Source organism: Pseudomonas syringae, from assembly GCF_021606685.1.
GTDB classification, from domain to species: Bacteria; Pseudomonadota; Gammaproteobacteria; order Pseudomonadales; family Pseudomonadaceae; genus Aquipseudomonas; species Aquipseudomonas syringae_R.
Map to the genome: position 1 here is coordinate 1 of NZ_WKCB01000070.1, position 21,999 is coordinate 21,999.

General features: G+C 62.1%; 15 protein-coding genes. 10 read left to right on the plus strand and 5 right to left on the minus strand.

Annotation, left to right across the window (positions count from 1 at the left end; all coding sequences use genetic code 11):
• Positions 1-536 precede the first annotated feature (536 nt).
• The 5 genes from GIW02_RS21585 to tpx form a co-directional block, all read right to left on the minus strand.
• Positions 537-1,946, minus strand: coding sequence for an efflux transporter outer membrane subunit (locus GIW02_RS21585; protein ID WP_236419886.1), 1,410 nt, complete (start codon positions 1,944-1,946; stop codon positions 537-539).
• 248 nt (positions 1,947-2,194) lie between these two features.
• Positions 2,195-5,302, minus strand: a complete 3,108-nt coding sequence (locus GIW02_RS21590; RefSeq protein ID WP_236422061.1) for an efflux RND transporter permease subunit — start codon at positions 5,300-5,302, stop codon at positions 2,195-2,197.
• A complete protein-coding gene (locus GIW02_RS21595; RefSeq protein ID WP_236417993.1) occupies positions 5,299-8,400 on the minus strand; it encodes an MdtB/MuxB family multidrug efflux RND transporter permease subunit in 3,102 nt (1,033 codons plus the stop codon). Before GIW02_RS21595 ends, GIW02_RS21590 begins: the two co-directional genes overlap by 4 nt.
• On the minus strand, positions 8,397-9,701 hold the full coding sequence (locus tag GIW02_RS21600; RefSeq protein WP_236417994.1) for an MdtA/MuxA family multidrug efflux RND transporter periplasmic adaptor subunit: 1,305 nt from the start codon (positions 9,699-9,701) through the stop codon (positions 8,397-8,399). The genes GIW02_RS21595 and GIW02_RS21600 overlap by 4 nt, the downstream gene beginning before the upstream one ends.
• Positions 9,702-9,933: 232 nt before the next feature.
• Positions 9,934-10,434: a thiol peroxidase gene (tpx, locus tag GIW02_RS21605; protein WP_236417996.1), complete on the minus strand. Its 501-nt coding sequence runs from the start codon at positions 10,432-10,434 to the stop codon at positions 9,934-9,936.
• A gap of 158 nt (positions 10,435-10,592) precedes the next feature.
• Here tpx and GIW02_RS21610 point away from each other — a divergent pair, with 158 nt between their 5' ends.
• The 10 genes from GIW02_RS21610 (at position 10,593) to GIW02_RS21655 (ending at position 21,964) form a co-directional block, all read left to right on the plus strand.
• On the plus strand, positions 10,593-11,876 hold the full coding sequence (locus tag GIW02_RS21610; protein WP_236417997.1) for a glycosyltransferase: 1,284 nt from the start codon (positions 10,593-10,595) through the stop codon (positions 11,874-11,876).
• Between the two features lie 72 nt (positions 11,877-11,948).
• Positions 11,949-12,854: an AraC family transcriptional regulator gene (locus tag GIW02_RS21615; RefSeq protein ID WP_236417998.1), complete on the plus strand. Its 906-nt coding sequence runs from the start codon at positions 11,949-11,951 to the stop codon at positions 12,852-12,854.
• A gap of 328 nt (positions 12,855-13,182) precedes the next feature.
• The gene (locus tag GIW02_RS21620) at positions 13,183-14,466 is read left to right on the plus strand and encodes an ABC transporter substrate-binding protein (RefSeq protein WP_456361668.1); all 1,284 of its coding nucleotides are present in this window, start codon (positions 13,183-13,185) and stop codon (positions 14,464-14,466) included.
• Between the two features lie 160 nt (positions 14,467-14,626).
• Complete coding sequence (locus GIW02_RS21625) at positions 14,627-15,553, plus strand: carbohydrate ABC transporter permease (RefSeq protein ID WP_236418001.1); 927 nt, start codon at positions 14,627-14,629, stop codon at positions 15,551-15,553.
• 10 nt (positions 15,554-15,563) lie between these two features.
• The gene (locus GIW02_RS21630; RefSeq protein ID WP_076952384.1) at positions 15,564-16,394 is read left to right on the plus strand and encodes a carbohydrate ABC transporter permease; all 831 of its coding nucleotides are present in this window, start codon (positions 15,564-15,566) and stop codon (positions 16,392-16,394) included.
• Positions 16,395-16,417: 23 nt separating this feature from the next.
• The gene (locus tag GIW02_RS21635) at positions 16,418-17,521 is read left to right on the plus strand and encodes a sn-glycerol-3-phosphate ABC transporter ATP-binding protein UgpC (protein WP_236419019.1); all 1,104 of its coding nucleotides are present in this window, start codon (positions 16,418-16,420) and stop codon (positions 17,519-17,521) included.
• A gap of 16 nt (positions 17,522-17,537) precedes the next feature.
• Positions 17,538-19,019, plus strand: a complete 1,482-nt coding sequence (locus GIW02_RS21640) for a mannitol dehydrogenase family protein (RefSeq protein ID WP_236419022.1) — start codon at positions 17,538-17,540, stop codon at positions 19,017-19,019.
• A 141-nt stretch (positions 19,020-19,160) separates the two neighbouring features.
• The gene (gene xylB / locus GIW02_RS21645) at positions 19,161-20,642 is read left to right on the plus strand and encodes a xylulokinase (protein ID WP_236419023.1); all 1,482 of its coding nucleotides are present in this window, start codon (positions 19,161-19,163) and stop codon (positions 20,640-20,642) included.
• A gap of 12 nt (positions 20,643-20,654) precedes the next feature.
• The gene (locus GIW02_RS21650) at positions 20,655-21,593 is read left to right on the plus strand and encodes a carbohydrate kinase family protein (RefSeq protein WP_236419025.1); all 939 of its coding nucleotides are present in this window, start codon (positions 20,655-20,657) and stop codon (positions 21,591-21,593) included.
• A gap of 101 nt (positions 21,594-21,694) precedes the next feature.
• Positions 21,695-21,964 carry a DUF2790 domain-containing protein gene (locus GIW02_RS21655; RefSeq protein ID WP_236419027.1) on the plus strand — a complete coding sequence of 90 codons (270 nt, stop codon included), beginning with the start codon at positions 21,695-21,697 and terminating at the stop codon, positions 21,962-21,964.
• Positions 21,965-21,999: the final 35 nt, after the last annotated feature.

The following is a 21,999-nucleotide window of genomic DNA, read 5'->3' on the forward strand; positions in this document are numbered from 1 at the left end:
GTTGGGGCCGGGGCTTATCCGTTATTTGGGTAGCGGGGGGCTTGGTTCCGCTCTTACAGCGGGTCACTTTTGAAAAGCGCAAAAGTAACCAAAACGCTCTTGCCCCAACACTCGGCACCTCGCCTGGGCTCGGTGTGCCCTCACTCCGGCTTGAATCCGTGGGCCGCCGCGATGGGCCATCCTTGGCCCAGCGCGGCTAACCCGGCGTCCTGCCGGGTTACCCACGGATTCAAGCCTGCGTGCGGCCAGCGTGTTTAATGGGGCGCCCAAGATCAAGATCACGATCAAAAGCCTTGGATCAAAAGATCGCTGACTTCGTCAGCGCAAAGGATGTAAGGGCCAGATCAACAGCAGCTTGGTGTATCCCTGATGCATGGAGATCCAAATGTGGGAGCGGGCTTGCTCGCGAATGCGCTGGGTCAGTTGGCATTTTCATCAACTGATCCACCGCATTCGCGAGCAAGCCCGCTCCCACAGGGTTGACCGTGTACTGCAAATACACGGTTGGCGCGGAGCAAGGTGCCGAGCGCCGCCAATCAATCCCTCTCAACTTCTCCGGTTTGCCCGTCCCATCCACCACCCAGCGCTGCTATCAGTTGCACACTTGCCACCAATCGCGTCTGCAGCAAGGTCAGTACGGTGCGTTCATTGCTCAGTGCCGTCGCCTGGACCGTGACCACATCGAGGTAGGCAATCAACCCGGCCTTGTACTGGTTCTGCGTCAAGCGCAGCGACTCACGCGCGGCTTCAAGCGCTTCGTTGCTGACCACCGCTTCGTCTTCCAGCACTTTGAGCTGCACCATGTAGTTTTCCACTTCACGGAAGCCGTCGAGTACGGTCTGGCGGTACTTGGCCACGGTTTCGTCATAAGACGCCACGCTGCGGTCGACTTCCGCCGAACGCTGGCCGCCGTCGAACAGGGTCATGGCCAGTTTTGGCCCCACCGACCAGAAGCGGTTCGGCAGGCTGATCCAGTCGGCGTAGGTGCTGCTGGAATAGCCGCCAGCCAGGCTCAGGCTCAGGTCCGGGTAATAGGCGGCCTTGGCCACGCCGATGTTGGCGTTGGCGGCGATTACCGAGCGTTCGGCCGAGGCGATGTCCGGGCGGCGTTCAAGCAGTTGCGACGGCAGGCTCACAGGGATCTGCGGCAGTGCCGGGATGTCTTTGCTCACCGCCAGGTTGAAGTTGGCGGGGGCTTCGCCGATCAACACGGCAATTGCATTTTCCAGCTGGGCGCGCTGCCAGATCAGGTCGATCAGGCTGGCCTGGGTGGTCTTGAGCTGGGTTTGCGCCTGGGCCACCGCGTCCTTGCCGGACACACCGGCGCGGTACTGGTTTTCGGTCATCTGCAGGGAGCGCTGGTACGTCTCCAGCGTGGCTTGCAGCAGGCGCGTCTGTTCATCCATGACGCGCAGTTGCAGGTAGCTTTGCACCAGTTCCGATTGTTGGCTCAGGCGCATCGCGGCCAGGTCGGCCAGGCTGGCCTCGGCGCTGGCCTCGTTGGCCTCCAGGCCACGGCGCAGCTTGCCCCAGACATCCGCTTCCCAGCTCACGCCCAACTGCGCGTTGAGGGTGTCACGGATACCGCTGCTCGAACTGCTGAGGCTGGCGCTGCTGCTGCCGGTGCCCTGGCTGGCACGGGTTTTACCGACGCTCAGGTCGACGCTGGGGTAAAACGCCCCACGCGAGCTGCGCACCAGCGCCTGGGCTTGGCGGAAACGCGCCTCGGCCTGGGCCACCGTCTGGTTGGAATTGTTCAGGCGCAGCACCAGGTCATTGAGCTGGCGGTCGCCGTACAACTCCCACCAGGCGCCACGCGCGAGGGAGTCGCTTGGGGTGGCCTGGCGCCAGCCCTGGGCTTGCTTGAATTGCGCTGGTTCGATGACTTCCGGGCGTTTGTAGTCCGGGCCGACGGCGCAGGCGCTGAGCAGTGCGCCGCAAAGCATCGTCACCACAAGCGGCGCAGCCTTGTAGTGGCGAGGGCGATTGCTGCTGCTGGAGGGCGACGCGCTCTCTAGTTTTTTTGGGGCTACTGCGTAGCCCAACGGGGGCAAGCCCCCTCGCCACAGTAAGCGTCCTTGCCAGAATAAGCTTCCTTGCCACAGTATGCTTTTTTGCCACAGTAAGCTTTTTTGCCACAGCAAGCCTGCTCGCCACGGGGAACCGGTGCCTACGGGGGCGTTGATTGAGTCGGTCATAGCGCAGTGTCCAGGGCAGCATCGGTACGCACGCCGCGCCAGGCGTTGAAGCGGTGGCGCGCGCGGTCGAGATAGAGGTAGACCACCGGGGTGGTGTAAAGGGTCAGGACCTGGCTGAACACCAGGCCGCCAATGATGGTCAGGCCCAGGGGGTGGCGCATTTCCGCACCGTCGCCCGTGCCCAGCAGCAAGGGCAAGGCGCCGAGGATGGCCGCCAGGGTGGTCATCAAGATAGGCCGCAAACGCAGCAGGCAGGCGCTGCGAATCGATTCCAGCGGACCCAGGCCGTCGTTGCGCTCCAGCTGCAAGGCCAGGTCGATCATCAGGATCGCGTTCTTCTTGACCACGCCGATCAACAGGAACAGGCCGAGCAGCGAGATCAGGCTGAACTCGCCCCCGGTCAGGTAGATGGCAAGCATGGCGCCGACCCCGGCCGACGGCAGGGTCGAGAGGATCGTCAGTGGGTGGATATAGCTTTCATACAGAATGCCCAACACCAGGTACACCGCCACCAGTGCGCCGAGGATCATGAACGGCTGGCCTTTTTGCGTCGCGGCGAAGGCATCGGCGGTGCCGGCCATCTTGGCGATCACGTCTTCCGGCAAGCCGACTTTGGCAATGGCCCGTTCAATCGCGGCAGTGCCCTGCTCCACCGTAACCCCGGGGGACATATCGAAGGCGATGCTTTCCGACGCGAACTGGCCCTCATGGCTGACGCGGTCATCCGCCAGGCTGTTTTCATAATGGGCAATGGTCGACAACGGCACCCGCGCGCCCGTGGAGGTGATCACCTGCATCTGGTTGAGGGTGATCGGGTCCTGGGCGTACTTGGGGTTGACCTCCATCACTACCTGGTACTGGTTGAGGCTGTCGTAGATGGTGGAAATCTGCCGCTGGCTGTAGGCGTTGTTGAGCACCGCCGTGACCATGTCCATGTCGATGCCCAGCCGCTTGGCCTGGTCGCGATCGACAATCAGCGTGACCTGCGCCGCCCCGCGGCCTTCACGGGCATCGATGGCGGTCAGCTCCGGCAGCTCGCGCAAGGCGCTGACGACTTTCGGGTACCACAGGCGCAACGCCGCCAGATCGCCACTTTGCAGGATGTAGGAATACTGCGCACTGGACTGATCGCGGCTGCCGCCAAACTGCAGGTCCTGGTCGGCCATCAGGAACAGGCGCCCGCCCGGCACCAGCGGCACGTCCTTGCGCAGGCGCTCGATCACCGCCTGGGCAGACAGCTTGCGTTCGCTGATCGGCTTGAGGCGTACCAGCATCACCGCGTTGTTGGTGCCGTTGTTACCGCCGATAAACCCCGCCACGCTGAGCACTGCCGGGTCTTTGAGCACGGCCTTGCGGAAGGTTTCCATCTTGGGCTGCATCACGCTGAATGACAGCCCGTCATCACCGCGCACAAACCCGATCAACTGGCCGGTGTCCTGCTGCGGCATAAAGGTTTTCGGCACCACGACGTACAGCGCCACGTTCACGCCGATGGTCAGCAACAGGCTGAGCAGGGTCAGGCGGCGATGGCGCAGCACCCAATCCAGGCTGGTGGCGTACCCGGCCACCATGCGGTCATTGATTTTCTGGCTCCAGCGCTGCAGGCCGGTCATCCGCCCTTTGACATGGGGCTTGAGCCAACGCGCGCAGAGCATCGGTGTGAGGGTCAGCGAGACGATCAGCGACACGATGATCGCCGCCGACAAGGTGATGGAAAACTCCCGGAACAGGTTGGTGACGATCCCGCCCATAAACAGGATGGAGAGGAACACCGCCACCAGCGACACGTTCATCGACAACAAGGTAAAGCCGACTTCCTCGGCGCCCAGGTACGCGGCCTTCATCGGCGGCACGCCCTCGTCGATATGCCGGGAAATGTTCTCCAGCACCACGATGGCGTCGTCCACTACCAGGCCGGTGGCAAGAATCAGCGCCATCAACGAGAAGTTGTTCAGCGAAAAGCCATAGAGGTACATGATCGCGAACGTCCCCACCAGCGACACCGGCACCGCCAGCGTAGGGATCAGCGAGGCGCGGAAATTGCCCAGGAACAGGTACACCACCAGGATCACCAGCCCCACCGCGATCAGCAGGGTCATCTCGGCTTCGTGCAACGTGGCGGTGATCACCGGCGAGCGGTCCATTGCCAGGCTGAGCTTGACGCTGGACGGCAGCACCGCCTGCAAGGCCGGCAGTTGTGCCTTGATCTGCTTGACGGTTTCGATGATGTTGGCGCCGGACTGGCGGTTGATCACCAGCAGCACCGCCGGCTCATTGTTGAAGAAGCCACTGTTGTAGCGGTCTTCGACGCCGTCGGTGATCTTGGCCACATCCTTGAGGCGCAGGGCGGCGCCGTCCTGGTAGCGAATCAGCAGCGGTTCGTAGTCCTTGGCTTTTTCCAGCTGGTCGTTGGCCTGGATCTGCCAGTTGCGCTCGCTGTCTTCCAGGGAGCCCTTGGGCCGACGCTGGTTGGCATTGGCGATGGTGTTGCGCACATCGTCCAGGGCCACGCCGTACTGGTCGAGGGCCTTGGGCTCCAGCTCGATGCGCACCGCCGGCAGGGAGCTGCCGCCGATCTGCACTTCGCCCACACCCGGCACCTGGGACAGGCTTTGCGACAGGATGGTCGAGGCCAGGTCGTACAGCTGGCCCTTCTGCAACACGTCCGAGGTCAGCGACAGCACCATGATCGGCGCCTGCGACGGGTTGATTTTTTTGTAGGTGGGCATGCTGCGCATGCCGCTGGGCAGCAGGTTGCGCGAGGCATTGATGGCCGCCTGCACTTCGCGCGCCGCGCCGTTGATATCGCGGTCGGAGTCGAACGCGAGGATCACCCGGGTCGAGCCCTGGCTCGACGAACTGCTCATGGTGGTAATGCCGGCAATCGCGCCGAACGAGCGCTCCAGCGGCGTCGCTACGGTAGAGGCCATGACCTCGGGGCTCGCGCCCGGCAAGCTGGCCGACACCACGATCACCGGGAAGTCGATCTGCGGCAACGGCGACACCGGCAGCAGATTGAAACTGACGCCGCCCAGCAGCATGATCGCCAGGCTCAGCAGCAGGGTCGCTACCGGCCGGCGAATAAACGGTCCGGACAGGTTCATGACTCAACCGGCTCCAGGCTTTGCGGTTCTTTGCGCCAGCGACGGCCGAGGCGATCGAAGTACAGGTAGATCACTGGCGTGGTGAACAGCGTCAGCACCTGGCTCACCAGCAAACCGCCGACCATCACCAGGCCCAAAGGCTGGCGCAGCTCAGCGCCGGAGCCGGTGGCAAGCATCAAGGGCACCGCACCAAACAACGCGGCCAGGGTGGTCATCAGGATCGGCCGGAAACGCAACAGCGCCGCTTGATAGATCGCGGTCTGCGGGTCGAGGCCCTGGTTGCGCTCGGCGTCGAGGGCGAAGTCGATCATCATGATCGCGTTTTTCTTCACGATACCGATCAGCAAAATGATGCCGATGATCGCGATCATCCCCAGGTCATTGCCACTGAGCAGCAAGGCCAGCAAGGCCCCTACGGCTGCCGACGGCAAGGTCGAGAGAATCGTGATCGGGTGGATATAACTCTCGTAGAGCACGCCCAGCACAATGTACATGGTGACCACCGCCGCCAGGATCAGCAGCAAGGTGCTCGACAACGAGGCTTCAAACGCCTGGGCCGCGCCCTGGAATTGCGTCTGCACGCCCACCGGCATGCCGATATCCTTCTGCGCCTGGTTGATCAGCTCCACGCCTTTGCCCAGGGCGACGCCGGGCGCCAGGTTGAACGACATCATCACCGCCGGGAACTGGCCGATATGTGCAATCGCCAACTGGGCCTGGCGTTGCTCCACATGGGCCAGGCTCGACAGGCGCACCTGGCCGCCGTCGGTGGTTTTCACATGGATCTGGTTCAGCGCCGCCGGGCCCAGGGTTTCACCCGATTGCGCCTGCAGCACCACGCGGTACTGGCTGGCCTGGGTGTAGATGGTGGAAATCTGCCGCTGGCCAAAGGCGTCGTACAGCGCGTCGGTGATGGTCGACACGCTCACGCCCAGGCGCGAGGCCGCATCGCGGTCAATCACCAGGTACACCTGCAAACCTTTGTCCTGCAGGTCGCTGGCCACATCGGTGAGTTCCGGCATCTGGCTCAGGGTGTGCACCAGCTTGTCGCTCCACAGCGCCAGCAGGTCGGCGTCCGGCGAGGACATGCTGAATTGGTACTGGGTGCGGCTGACGCGGTCTTCGATGGTCAGGTCCTGCACCGGCTGCATGAACAGGCGGATGCCCACCAGCTTGTCGATTTCCGGTTGCAGGCGGGTGATCACCTCGGCCGCGCTCAAGTCGCGCTGGCCGTGGGCCTTGAGGTTGATCAACAAACGCCCGCTGTTGAGGGTGGCGTTATCGCCGTCCACACCGATGTAGGAAGACAGGCTCTCGACGGCCGGGTCGGCGAGGATGATCTTGGCCAGATCCTGCTGGCGCTGGCTCATCGCCGCAAAGGAAATGGACTGCGGCGCTTCGGAAATACCCTGGATCACGCCGGTGTCCTGCACCGGGAAAAAGCCCTTGGGCACGACCATGTAGAGGAACACCGTGAGGCCCAGGGTCGCGATGGCCACCAGCAGGGTCAGCGGCTGGTGCTTGAGCACCCACTGCAACATGCTCCCGTAACGCGCGATCAGCCAATCGATCCAGGCGCCGCTGGCCTTGTAGAAGCGGCTCTGTTCTTCTTCCTTGGGCTCACGCTTGAGCAACCGCGCGCACATCATCGGCGTGAGGGTCAGCGACACCACCAGGGAAATCAGGATTGCCACCGCCAGGGTGATGGCAAATTCGCGGAACAGCCGCCCTACCACGTCGGCCATGAACAACAACGGGATCAACACGGCGATCAGCGACAGGGTCAGGGAAATCAGGGTGAAACCGATCTGCTTGGCGCCCTTGAGCGCCGCCGCCATCGGCGTCTCGCCTTCCTCGATGTAACGCGAGATGTTCTCGAGCATCACGATCGCATCGTCCACCACAAACCCGGTGGCGATGGTCAGGGCCATCAACGTCAGGTTGTTGATGGAGAAACCGGCCAGGTACATCACGCCAAACGTGCCCACCAGCGACAGCGGCACGGCAATCGACGGAATGAGCGTGGCGCTGACCCGGCGCAGGAACAGGAACGTCACCATGACCACCAGGGCAATGGCGATCAGCAATTCGTGTTGCACGTCGGTGACCGACGCGCGGATGGTCTGGGTGCGGTCGGTCAGCACCGCCACCTCAAGGCCCGCCGGCAGATTGTCGGTGATGCTCGGCAGCAGCGCCTTGATGCGGTCCACCACCTCGATCACGTTGGCACCCGGCTGGCGCTGGATGTTCAGCAGCACGGCCTGGTTCTCATTGGCCCAGGCGGCAAGGCGTTCGTTTTCGGCGCCATCGACAATCTGCGCCACGTCTTTGAGGCGCAGCGGCGCACCATTGTTGTAGGCCAGGATCAGGTCGGCATATTGCTGGGGCGACACCAACTGGTCGTTGGCGTCGAGCATCGACACCCGCGTGGGGCCGTCGAAGTTGCCTTTGGGCTGGTTGACGTTGGACGCAGCGATCAGGGTACGCACGTCCGACAGGTTCAAGCCATTGGCCGCCAGGGCCTCAGGGTTAACCTTGATCCGCACCGCCTGGCGCTGGCCACCGGCGATGCTGACCATGCCGACGCCGCTGATCTGCGCGATTTTCTGCGCCATGCGTGTGTCGACTAGGTCATTGAGCTTGGGCAGCAGCATGGTCTTGGAGGTGATCGCCAGGGTCAGCACCGGGGTGTCCGCCGGGTTGACCTTGTTGTACACCGGCGGGGCCGGCAGGTCCTTGGGCAACAGGTTGGTGGCGGCGTTGATCGCGGCCTGCACCTGCTGCTCGGCCACGTCCATATTGATGTCGAGGTTGAAACGCAGGGTCAGCACCGACGCACCGCCGGAGCTGGTGGACGCCATCTGCGTGAGGCCGGGCATTTGCCCGAACTGGCGCTCAAGCGGCGCGGTGACCGCGCTGGTCATCACGTCGGGGCTGGCGCCGGGGTACAGGGTCATCACCCGGATCGTCGGGTAATCCACCTGGGGCAAGGCAGACACCGGCAGCAGGCGATAGGAAATGATGCCGGCCAACACAATCGCCAGCATGCTCAGCGTGGTGGCGACCGGGCGAAGGATAAACAGTCGCGAGAGGTTCATGAACCGACCTTTTGCGCCTTGCCGGCGGTGGTGCCGGTCTCCCCTTTCGCCGCTGGTTTGCCTTGCAGGTGTTCGGTCGGGGTGGTCGGCACTTCACTGCTGTCGTTGACCACTTCGATCTCGCTGCCGTCCTTGAGACGGTCAGTGCCTTCCAGCACCACGCGGTCGCCAGCCTTGAGGCCTTCCTTGATCACCGTGTTCTCGCCATCGGTATCCCCCACCACCAGCGGCTGCACCTTGACCTTCTTGTCGCCGTCGAGCACGTAGACGAAGGTGCCGGCGTTGCCGAACTGGATCGCCGCCGACGGCGCCAGCACCACGTTGTGCAGGGTATCGGCCAGCAGGTGCACATTGACGAACTGATTGGGGAACAGCGCCTGGTCCTTGTTATCGAAGCGGGCCTTGAATTTCAGGGTGCCGGTGGTGACGTCGATCTGGTTGTCCAGGCTCTGCAACACACCGGTAGCCTGTTTTTTCGCGTCGCCACGGTCCCAGGCTTCCACGGGCAGTTTGTTGCCGGCGTGGTAGCGGGCAAGCACGGTTTCCAGGGTGTTTTCCGGCAGGGTGAAGGCCACGCTGATCGGTTGGGTCTGGGTGATTACCGCGAGAAAGGTGGTGTCATTGGCCGCCACCAGATTGCCCACATCCACTTGACGCAGGCCGACGCGGCCGCTGATCGGCGCGCGGATGCGGGTGAATTCGAGGTTGAGCTTGGCGTCGTCGACCGCGCCCTGGTTGGTCTTGACCGTGCCCTGATACTGCAACACCAGCGCTTCGGCGGTGTCCAGGGTTTGCTTGGCGATACTGTCCTGGGCGTACAGGTCGCGATAACGCTGGACGTCGACCTGGGCGTTTTTCAGCTGGGCCTGGTTCTGCATCAGCGTGCCCTGGGCCTGGAGCAAAGCGTTCTGGTAGCTGCGCGGGTCGATCTCGGCGAGCAGGTCGCCGGCCTTGACCATCTGCCCTTCTTCAAAGGCGATCTTCACCAACTCGCCGCCCACCCGGCTGCGCACATTGATGGTATTGAGCGCCGTGACCGTGCCCAAGGCCTTGTAGTACACCGGGAACTCCCCCAGCACCGCCGGCGCCACGCGCACCGGCACCGCGCCGGTGGACCCGCCGAAGCCTGGGCGCATCATCCCCGATTTACCGGCATGCCCGGCTGGCTTTTGCGCCTCGCCATCCTTGTGGCTGCCTGGCCAGAATTTCCAGCACAGGCCAGCGATTACCAGCAGCACAAGCAGGCCGAACAACCAGCGGCGGGACTTACGGGGGGAGGATTGCATGGAGTGATCAACCATTGGGCGCGAGAGCTTCTTCTTTGGGAGGCTGAAAGATAAGCACTGGGGCGCATTAAGAAAAGCGCCTTTACCGGCTATTTACCTTGGGCTTACAACTTTTAACTTTTGCTGCTTAGTGCCTCGGCTATTTCGCTAAGCACCTGACGTGCAAATAAAAACGGCCTGGACTAGGCCAGGCCGCAATCATCTACTGCGCGTGTTACTGCCCAAAGACAGCAATGCGCCGAAACAGTTACTTCAAAACAGCCAGGACGGCTTCATAGTTTGGCTCTTGGCCAATTTCGGAAACCAGTTCGCTGTGCAGCACGTTGTCGTTTTCGTCCAGTACCACTACGGCACGCGCGGTCAGGCCTTTGAGCGGGCCGTCAGCGATTGCCACGCCGTAGTCGACGGCAAAGGCAGCGCTGCGGAAGTCCGACAGGCTCTTGACGTTTTCCAGGCCTTCGGCACCGCAGAAGCGCGCCTGGGCGAACGGCAGGTCGGTGGAAATGCACAGGACGACGGCGTTGTTCAGTTCGTTGGCCTGGGCGTTGAACTTGCGTACCGAGGTGGCGCAGGTCGGCGTGTCGACGCTTGGGAAGATGTTCAACACTTTGCGCTTGCCGGCAAAGGTAGCCAGGGTGGCGTCGGACAGATCGCCGGCGGTCAGGGTGAACTCAGGCGCCAGGGTACCGGCTTGTGGCAGATCGCCTTCAACCTGGACAGGGTTACCACGGAGGGTGACTTGAGCCATGAACAGAATCCTTATGCTGGGTTTGATTAAACGAATTCGAGAGGCGGAAGTTAACCACAAAGTGAGGGAGCTACCTACCGCCAGACGCAAATTGTCATGACGCCGGGTTGTGGTTTAATTGCGCGCTTTGCGCCTGCCCTTGAAGGAAGCCGTTGTTGATGAATGCGCCCGCCACCAAAGTCCTGGTCATTGGTTACGTCTGGCCGGAGCCGCGCTCCTCGGCCGCCGGCGGCCATATGATGCAGATTCTTGAGAGCTTTCTGACGCAAGGTTGGGACATTACCTTCAGCAGCCCGGCGACGGTCGGCGAACACAAGGCCGACCTGCCTGCCTTGGGCATCGCCGAGTGCGCCATCGAACTGAACAACAGCAGTTTCGATGATTTTGCCCGCGAACTGGCCCCGGATATCGTGCTGTTCGACCGTTTCATGATGGAAGAGCAGTTTGGCTGGCGCGTCGAAAAATGCTGCCCCGATGCCCTGCGCGTGTTGGAAACCTCCGACCTGCAAAGCCTGCGCGACGCCCGCCACCAGCGTCTCAAGGAGCACCTCAAGGCTGACAGCGACGACTTCAGCACGCTGTTCGCCCCTGCACTGGAAGAAGAATTCCAGCGGATGGCCGACACCGACCTGGCCAAGCGCGAAATCGCGGCGATCTACCGCTGCGATATCAGCCTGATGATTTCCGACGTGGAAATCCGCCTGCTGACCGAACAGTTCAACGTGCCCGCGGCCCTGCTGCACTGGTGCCCGCTGATGATGGAACCGCCCGTGGAGGCCTTCGCACCGTTTGAAGAGCGCGCACACTTCCTCAGCATCGGCAACTTCCGCCACGCGCCCAATTGGGATGCCGTGCTCTGGATGAAGAACAGCGTCTGGCCGCTGATCCGCCAGCAATTGCCGGGCGCGCAGTTGCATGTGTACGGGGCCTACACCCCGCCCAAGGCCACGGCCCTGCATAACCCCGCACAGGGTTTTCATGTGATGAACTGGGCCGAAGATGCCCTGCAGGTAATGACGGCGGCGCGTATCTGCCTGGCGCCCCTGCGGTTTGGCGCAGGTATCAAGGGCAAGCTGGCAGACGCCATGCTGTGCGGCACGCCGAATATCACCACGCCGATCGGCGCCGAAGCCATGGGCGATGAGCAACCGTGGCCGGGGGTTATCGAACACAACGCGCAAACCCTGGCGACGGCGGCCGTGGCCTTGTACCAGGACCGCGAACGCTGGACCCAGGCCCAGGAAGATGGCCGCCAGTTGCTGGCCCGCCGCTACGACCAACGTGTGCACGGCCCGGCGTTGGTCGCCTGCCTGGAACACTGCCGCCGCCACCTCGCCGCCCATCGCCGGGATAACTTCACCGGCAGCATGCTGCGCCACCATGCGCATAAAAGTACGCAGTACATGTCCCAGTGGATCGAGGCGAAAAACCGCAGCCTTTAAACACCGAGGCTGGCAGGGTTGCGCGCGAGGGGGCATTATCCTACGCAGCAACCACAATAAAGCGACGGCAGCATGACCCGAGCAACGCGCATCACCGACCCTTCCTACGAGCTGATGGACGATCACAACGGTCTGTCCATCATCTATCGTCAACACGGCTTCCCCTGCCCGCTGGTGCGCTGGCATTTCCACAAGGAATACGAGCTGCACTTGATCGTCGCCAGCTCGGGCAAGGTGTTTATCGGTGACTACATCGGTAATTTCTACCCCGAAAGCCTGTTCCTCACCGGCCCCAACCTGCCCCACAACTGGATCAGCCAGGTGGCGGAAGACGAGGTAGTGCCAAAACGCGACATGCTGGTGAATTTCACCGATGAGCTGTTGGAGAGCGGCAGCCATATTTTCGCCGAGCTGAAAACCCTGACACCGTTACTGGACCGCGCGCAGTACGGCATCGAGTTCCGCTGCAAGAACACCATCGCCCAGGCCATGACCCTGATGCAACGCATCGAGGACGCCCAAGGCATGGCGCGTCTGGGGCACTTTTTTATCCTGCTGCAAGTGCTGAGTGCGTGTGAGGACTACCAGTTGCTGTCTGGCGTGAACACGCCGCAAGTGGCCGACGAACATAGTGTCGACCGCACCAACCGCGCGGTGGACTATATCTTCGCGCACTACGCGCGGGAGTTGCCGCTGGAGGAAGTCGCGGAACACTTGGGGATGAAGCCAACGTACTTTTCCCGCGTGTTCAAACAAGCCACTGGCCGCACGTTTATCGAGTTCGTCAATCGCTTGCGCATCAGCAAATCCTGCGAGTTGCTGGCCGACGGCGACAAGGCGGTGACCGATGTGTGTTTCGAGTCGGGTTTCAACAATATCTCCAACTTCAACCGGCGCTTCCAGCAGCTCAAGGGCATGACGCCTTCCCACTATCGCCGCTTGGCGGTACAGCGGCTGACCGAGAAAAACCTGGCCTGACGTGGGGGCCGCATCGCCGCGATGCGGGCGGCTGAGTCTGTCAGCCTGAACGTGGTGATGCCAGCGCAGGCGAGCCAGCTCCCACAGTTGATCAGCGCCGGTCTGCATAAATCGTTTCAGCCATTTGCCCACCAGTGCAAAAAAGTATCAGTCCCAGTGCGCTCAAGGATTTGTCATATGCCCATTTGAAGGCTGTAATCAACGCACACTCTTCCTGACTGCCCGTGGGAAGACACAACAACAATAACTGTCCTTCTGTAGCCCCCTGGGCGCGGAAATGGAGTGCGCGATGAAGTTCACAGCAAAAGCACTGCTTGTCTCCACCTGCATGACTACCTGCATGACCCTCAGCGCCGTCAGCTTTGGCGCGCAAACCCTGACCATTGCCACCGTCAACAACAGCGACATGATCCGCATGCAAAAGCTCTCGAAAACCTTCGAGACCGAGCACCCGGAGATCAAGCTGAACTGGGTGGTACTTGAAGAAAACGTCCTGCGCCAACGCCTCACCACCGACATCGCCACCCAGGGCGGGCAGTTCGATGTGCTGACCATCGGCATGTACGAAGCTGCACTCTGGGGCGCGAAGGGTTGGCTGGAGCCCATGAAGGACCTGCCGGCTTCCTACGACCTCGACGATGTATTCCCTTCCGTGCGTGATGGCCTGTCCGTCAAAGGCTCGCTGTACGCCCTGCCGTTCTACGCCGAAAGCTCGATCACTTATTACCGCACCGACCTGTTCAAGAACGCCGGGCTGACCATGCCCGAGCGCCCGACCTGGAGCCAGATCGGCGAATTCGCCAGCAAACTCACCGACAAGAGCAAAGAGCAATACGGCTTGTGCCTGCGCGGCAAAGCCGGTTGGGGTGAAAACATGGCGCTGATCACCACCCTGGCCAACGGCTATGGGGCGCGCTGGTTCGATGAGAAGTGGCAGCCTGAATTCACCGGCCCTGAGTGGAAGGACGCGCTGAACTTCTACGTCGACAACATGAAGAAATCCGGCCCACCGGGTGCGTCCAGCAACGGTTTCAACGAAAACCTGGCGCTGTTCAACAGCGGCAAGTGCGCAATCTGGGTCGACGCCAGCGTGGCCGGCTCGTTTGTTACCGACAAGACCCAAAGCAAGGTGGCCGACCACGTTGGCTTTACTTTTGCGCCTCACGAGAAGACCGACAAGGGCACTTCGTGGTTGTACTCCTGGAGCCTGGCGATCCCTACCAGCTCCAAGGCCAAGGATGCCGCCAAGGTATTCACCACCTGGGCAACCTCCAAGGAATACAGCCAGCTCGTGGCCAAGACCGACGGCATTGCCAACGTGCCGCCAGGCACGCGCACGTCGACCTACAGCGATGAGTACATGAAGGCCGCGCCGTTCGCCAAGGTGACCCTGGAATCGCTGAAAGTGGCGGACCCGACCAAGCCCACCCTCAAGCCGGTGCCGTATATCGGTATCCAGTTGGTGACCATTCCTGAGTTCCAGGCGATTGGTACCCAGGTCGGCAAGTTCTTCTCTGGCGCGCTGACGGGTCAGCAAACCGTGGATGCCGCATTGACCGCCGCGCAGACCACCACCGAGCGTGAAATGAAGCGGGCCGGCTACCCCAAATAAAGCCGGAACACCGCTGTAAATGTGGGAGGGGGCTCGCCCCCGATAGCAATCTACCAGTTGATGATTATGTGACTGACACATCGCTATCGGGGGCAAGCCCCCTCCCACACTGACCGCGCTTCGATTCTCGTTCTGTATGCACCTGACTGGTTCTGATCCTATGAATACCACCACTGCCAAAGTGCAAACCGCCGCGCCTGAACAGCCGCGTAAAAGCCGTGTGGCCAACCCCGGCTGGTTCCTCGTCAGCCCCTCGGTGGCCTTGCTGCTGCTGTGGATGATCGTGCCGCTGGGCATGACCCTGTACTTTTCGCTGATCCGCTACAACCTGCTCTACCCCGGTGAAAACGAGTTCGTGGGGCTGGAGAACTTCAGCTACTTCATCACCGACTCGGGTTTCCTGCCCGGCGCCACCAATACCCTGTTACTGGTCGGCAGCGTGCTGTTGATCAGCGTGGTGTTCGGCGTGTTGATCAGCGCCCTGCTGGAGGCCAGTGAATTCCTCGGCCGTGGCCTGGTGCGGGTGTTGCTGATTTCGCCGTTCTTCATCATGCCCACCGTCGGTGCGCTGATCTGGAAGAACCTGATTTTTCACCCGGTGTCGGGGATTCTCGCCGCCGTGTGGAAGTTTTTCGGCGCAGAACCTGTGGACTGGCTGGCGCACTACCCGCTGCTGTCGATCATCATCATTGTCTCGTGGCAATGGCTGCCCTTCGCGATCCTGCTGCTGATGACCGCCATGCAGTCGCTCGACCAGGAACAAAAGGAGGCCGCGCGCCTGGACGGTGCCGGCGCCATCGCGATTTTCTGGCACCTGACCCTGCCCCACCTGGCCCGCCCGATAGCCGTGGTGGTGATGATCGAAACGATCTTCCTGCTCTCGGTGTTCGCCGAAATCTTCACCACCACCAACGGTGGCCCCGGCTACGCCTCGACCAACCTCGCCTACCTGATCTACAACCAGGCGCTGGTGCAGTTCGACGTGGGCATGGCCTCGGCCGGCGGCTTGATTGCCGTGGTCATCGCCAATATCGCGGCGATCATCCTGGTGCGGATGATCGGCAAAAACCTGACTGACAAGCCTTGAGGGCCGCGCCATGACGCTTCAACAATCCCGCCGCCTGCAAAGCCTGTTGCTCGGCACGTTGGCCTGGGCCATCGCGATCCTGATTTTCTTCCCGATCTTCTGGATGGTGCTGACCAGCTTCAAGACCGAAATCGACGCGTTCGCCACACCGCCGCAGTTCATCTTCACGCCGACGCTGGAGAACTACCTGCACATCAACGAGCGCAGCAACTACTTCAGCTACGCCTGGAACTCAGTGCTGATCTCGTTCAGCGCCACCGCGCTGTGCCTGCTGATTTCGGTGCCCGCCGCCTACTCCATGGCGTTCTACGAAACCCAGCGTACCAAGGGCACGCTGCTGTGGATGCTGTCGACCAAAATGCTGCCGCCGGTGGGCGTGCTGATGCCGATCTACCTGCTGGCCAAGAGCATGGGCCTGCTGGATACGCGCATTGCGCTGATCATCATCTACACGCTGATCAACCTGCCGATTGTGGTGTGGATGGTTTACACCTACTTCAAGGACATCCCAAAGGACATCCTCGAAGCCGCCCGCCTGGACGGCGCGACCCTGTGGCAGGAAATGGTCCGCGTGCTGCTGCCGATTGCCAAGGGCGGCCTGGCCTCCACGGTGTTGCTGTCGCTGATCCTGTGCTGGAACGAGGCCTTCTGGTCGCTGAACCTGACCTCATCGAGTGCCGCGCCGCTGACTGCGCTGATCGCCTCTTACTCCAGCCCCGAAGGCTTGTTCTGGGCCAAGTTGTCGGCCGTGTCGACCCTGGCCTGCGCGCCGATCCTGATCTTTGGCTGGATCAGCCAGAAGCAACTGGTACGCGGCTTGTCCTTCGGCGCCGTTAAATAATAATTCCAAACGGAGGGCCCATCATGGCCAACCTGAAAATCAAGAATTTGCAAAAAGGCTTCGAAGGTTTCTCGATCATCAAGGGCATCGACCTGGAAGTGAACGACAAGGAATTCGTGGTGTTCGTAGGCCCGTCGGGCTGCGGTAAATCCACCCTGCTGCGCCTGATCGCCGGGCTGGAAGAAGTCAGCGAAGGCACCATCGAACTGGATGGCCGCGACATCACTCAAGTCACCCCGGCCAAGCGCGACCTGGCCATGGTGTTCCAGACCTACGCGCTGTACCCGCACATGAGCGTGCGCAAGAACATGTCATTCGCGCTGGATTTGGCCGGGGTCGACAAGAAGCTGGTGGAGAGCAAAGTCAGCGAAGCCGCGCGCATCCTCGAGCTGGGCCCGTTGCTGGAGCGTAAACCCAAGCAGCTGTCCGGCGGCCAGCGCCAGCGTGTGGCCATCGGCCGCGCGATTGTGCGCAACCCCAAGATCTTCCTGTTCGACGAGCCACTGTCCAACCTCGACGCCGCCCTGCGCGTGCAGATGCGCCTGGAGCTGGCGCGCCTGCATAAAGAGCTGCAAGCGACCATGATCTACGTGACCCATGACCAGGTTGAAGCGATGACCCTGGCCGACAAAGTGGTGGTCCTCAACAGTGGCCGTATCGAGCAGGTCGGCTCGCCGCTGGAGCTGTATCACCAGCCCGCCAACCTGTTTGTGGCGGGCTTTCTCGGCACGCCCAAGATGGGCTTTCTCAAGGGCAAAGTCACCCGCGTCGAAGGCCAGGGCTGCGACGTGCAACTGGATGCCGGAACCCTGATCAGCCTGCCGCTGAATGGCCCAAGCCTGAGCGTGGGCAGTGCAGTGACCCTGGGCATTCGCCCCGAACACCTGGAAATCGCCGCCCCTGGCCAAACCACCCTGACAGTGACCGCCGACGTCGGCGAGCGGCTGGGCAGCGACACCTTCTGCCACGTCATCACCGCCAACGGCGAGCCTTTGACCATGCGGATTCGTGGCGACATGGCCAGCCAATACGGCGAAACGCTGCAGTTGCACCTGAACCCGCAGCACTGCCACCTGTTCGACACCGACGGCGTGGCCGTGGCCCGCCCACTGCGCGCTGCCGCCTGATTTCGTGAGATTTGTGATGAAACTGAATAAACAGAACCTCAGCCAACTGGCGCCGGAAGTCAAAACCCCGGCCTATGCCATTGCCAGCACCACGCAGGGCATCGCCCATATCGGCGTCGGCGGTTTCCACCGCGCGCATCAGGCGTATTACACCGATGCGCTGATGAACCAGGGCGAGGGCCTGGACTGGAGCATCTGCGGCGTCGGCCTGCGCGCCGAGGACCGCAAGGCCCGCGACGACCTGGCCGGCCAGGACTACCTGTTCACCCTGTATGAACTGGGCGACACCGACGACACCGAGGTGCGCGTGATCGGTGCGATCAGCGACATGCTGCTGGCCCAGGACAGCGCCCAGGCGCTGATCGACAAACTCGCCAGCCCCGAGATTCGCATCGTCTCGCTGACCATCACCGAGGGCGGCTACTGCATCGACGACAGCAACGGCGAGTTCATGGCGCACCTGCCGCAGATCCAGCATGACCTGGCGCACCCCGACGCTCCGCACACCGTGTTCGGTTTTATCTGCGCCGCACTGACCCAACGTCGCGCCGCCGGCACGCCCGCGTTCACGGTGATGTCCTGCGATAACCTGCCGCACAACGGTGCCGTTACGCGCAAGGCCTTGCTGGCGTTCGCCGCTCTGCATGACGCCGAGCTGCATGATTGGATCAAGGCCAACGTGAGCTTCCCGAACGCCATGGTCGACCGCATCACCCCGATGACCAGCACCGCCCACCGCCTGCAGCTGCACGACGAGCACGGTATCGACGACGCCTGGCCGGTGGTGTGCGAGCCTTTTGTGCAATGGGTGCTGGAAGACACGTTCGTCAATGGTCGCCCGGCCTGGGAGAAGGTTGGCGTGCAGTTCACCGATGACGTGACGCCCTACGAAGAGATGAAGATCGGCCTGCTCAACGGCAGCCATCTGGCGTTGACGTACCTGGGTTTTCTCAAGGGCTATCGGTTTGTGCATGAAACCATGAACGACCCGCTGTTCGTGGCCTACATGCGCGCCTACATGGACCTGGACGTCACGCCCAACCTGGCGCCGGTGCCGGGCATCGACCTGAGGGCGTACAAGCAGACGCTGGTTGAGCGTTTTTCCAACCAGGCGATTGCCGACCAACTGGAGCGCGTGTGTTCGGATGGTTCGTCGAAGTTTCCCAAGTTCACCGTACCGACCATCAACCGCCTGATTGCCGGTGGGCGTGAGACCGAGCGTGCGGCGCTGGTGGTCGCGGCCTGGGCCTTGTATCTGAAGGGCGTGGATGAAAACGGCGTGAGCTACACGATCCCTGACCCGCGTGCGGAGTTTTGCCAGGGGCTGGTGCGTGATGACGCTTTAATCAGCAAACGCCTGTTGGGCGTGGAAGAGATTTTTGGCACGGCTATTCCCAACTCGCCTGAGTTTGTGGCAGCGTTTGAGCGCGGTTATGCAAGTTTGCGCGATCACGGCGTCACCGCAACACTGCAGCACCTCCTGAAGAAACCCGATTAAACATGTGGGAGGGGGCTTGCCCCCGATAGCGGTGTGTCAGCCAAAGATGCATCAACTGACACTCCCTTATCGGGAGCAAGCCCCCTCCCACATTTGACCGGGTTTCCAATCCAGAACAATAAAACTGCTGAGCACACCATCATGACCCAGCAAAACCTCTACCTCGGCATCGACTGCGGCACCCAAGGCACCAAAGCCATCGTCCTCGACGCCGCCAGCGGCAAGGTGCTGGGCCTGGGCGCTGCCAACCACACCCTGCTCAGTGGCGCCAATGGCCGTCGCGAGCAACACACCCAGGAATGGCTGGATGCCTTTACCCAAGCCACCCACCAGGCCTTGCAACAGGCCGGCGTGGACGGTCAGGACATCCTCGGCATCGGCGTTTCCGGCCAGCAGCACGGCCTGGTCCTGCTTGATGACCAGGGCCAGGTGCTGCGCCCGGCCAAGCTGTGGTGCGACACCGAAACCGCGCCAGAAAACGAGCGCCTGCTGCAACACCTGGGCGGCGCAAGCGGCTCGCTGGAACGCCTGGGCGTGGCGATTGCGCCGGGCTACACCGTGTCCAAATTGCTCTGGACCCGCGAGCAACACCCAGAAATCTTTGCCCGTATCGCGCATATCCTGCTGCCCCACGACTACCTCAACTATTGGCTGACCGGGCGCGCCGTCGCGGAATATGGCGATGCGTCGGGCACCGGTTATTTCAATGTGCGCACCCGCGAATGGGATGTGGCACTGCTCCAGCACATCGACCCCAGCGGCCGCCTGGAAGCCGCGCTGCCTGAGTTGATCGATGCCGACCAAGCGGTCGGCACCCTCCTGCCCGCCATCGCCGAACGCCTGGGCCTGAACCCGAATGCGATGGTTTCCAGCGGCGGCGGCGACAATATGATGGGCGCCATCGGCACCGGCAATATCGCCCCGGGTGTGATCACCATGAGCCTGGGGTCGTCGGGCACGGTGTATGCGTTTGCCGAGCAGCCGAATGTCAGCCCGCAGGCGTCGGTGGCGACCTTCTGCTCATCCAGCGGCGGCTGGCTGCCGTTGATCTGCACCATGAACCTGACCAATGCCACCGGCGTGGTCCGCGAGCTGTTCGACCTCGACCTGCCGGCCTTCAACGCTCTGGTCGAACACGCGCCGATTGGCGCCGACGGGGTGAGCATGCTGCCGTTTCTCAACGGTGAGCGCGTCCCCGCCCTGCCCCACGCTACCGGCAGCCTGCACGGCCTGACCATGACCAACCTGACCCGCGCCAACCTCTGCCGCGCCGTGGTCGAAGGCACCACGTTCGGCCTGCGCTATGGCCTGGACCTGTTGCGCCAGACCGGCCTGCAAAGCCAGAGTATCCGTTTGATCGGCGGCGGCTCGAAAAGCCCGGTGTGGCGGCAGATGGTCGCCGATATCATGAACACCCCAGTGGTGTGCACCGAGCAAAGCGAGGCAGCAGCCCTGGGCGCAGCGATCCAGGCGGCGTGGAGCCATGGCGGCGAATCGCTGGCCAGCCTCTGCGACAAATGCGTGAGCGTCGACCCGAGCAGCCTTACCCTGCCGGTGGCCGCGCATGTTGCGGCCTATCAGCAGGCGTACGAGCATTATCAACAGCGTGTGGCAACCCTTTAAGAGCGAACGACTATGTATCTGGTGTGTGGTGAAGCGCTGTTTGATTTTTTCAGCGAGGAGGATGCCAGCGGGCAGGCCTCCAAGGTCAATTACAAGGCGATTGCCGGTGGTTCACCGTTCAACGTTGCCGTGGGCTTGCGCCGCCTGGGCATTGAGGCCGGGCTGTTCGGCGGGCTGTCTACCGACTTCCTCGGGCGGCGCCTGTTGCAGGTGCTCAAGGATGAAGGCGTGGACGAGCGGTTCCTGGTGGAATTCGCGGCGCCGACCACGCTGTCGATGGTCGCCGTGGGCGCCAATGGCTCGCCGCAGTACAACTTTCGCGGTGAAGGCTGTGCCGACCGGTTGCTGGAAGTCGCGCATCTGCCGGTACTCGGCGATGACGTGCGCGGGCTGCATATCGGCTCGTTCTCGCTGGTGGTGCAACCGATTGGCGACACCCTGCTGAGCCTGGTCAAGCGCGAAAGCGGCAAGCGCCTGATCAGCCTCGACCCCAATGTGCGCCTGAACCCCCAGCCGGATATCCAGCTGTGGCGCGCGCGCATCGCAGAGTTGGCCGAGCATGCCGACCTGATCAAGGTCAGCGACGAAGACCTGCACCTGCTCTACCCCGACCAGTCGCCGGAAAGCGTGCTGCAAGGCTGGCTGCAGCACCGTTGCCAGTTGGTGTTCCTGACCCGTGGCGGCGAGGGTGCCAGCGTGTTCAGTCGTCAGCATGGCAACTGGTCGCAGCCAGCGCTGAACGTGGTGATGGCCGACACGGTGGGTGCCGGGGATACCTTCCAGGCGGCGCTGATTGCATGGCTGACCGAACAGCAGCTGGATTCGGTGGAGGGGTTGCAGCAGCTCAGCCGCGCGCAGATCGACAGCCTGCTCGGTTTCGCGATCCGCGCGGCTGCGCTGACCTGCACCAAGACCGGGCCGGACTTGCCGTATCGTCAGCAGTTGCGCTGAAAAAGCGGCCTTCATGAAGGTTTTGTCAGCCAGGCGCGTATTAATCGATGGTTAATCCCGCACGTCGAGAGTGAAGCTCTACTCACTTGCGGAGCACCACCATGAAACTGCGCACTTTACTGTTTGCCAGCGCGCTGACGCTGGCAGCGGTGTCGGGCCTGGCCCAGGCTGACGATCAACAAACCGCCGTCAAGCCCGTGCCGTACCAGTACGGCATGCCGATGAACATTGCCAAGGTCCTGGCCATGAACGAAACCCCGACCGACGACTGCAAAGTCATCAAGGCGGATATCAAGTTCCTCGACAAGGCCGGCAAGGTGGAAGACGTGAGCTATCGCAAGCTGTCCGATGCCTGCAGCTTCCAGAATTGAGCTGGTGAAAGAACCGCGACAAGCCCGCCCCTGAG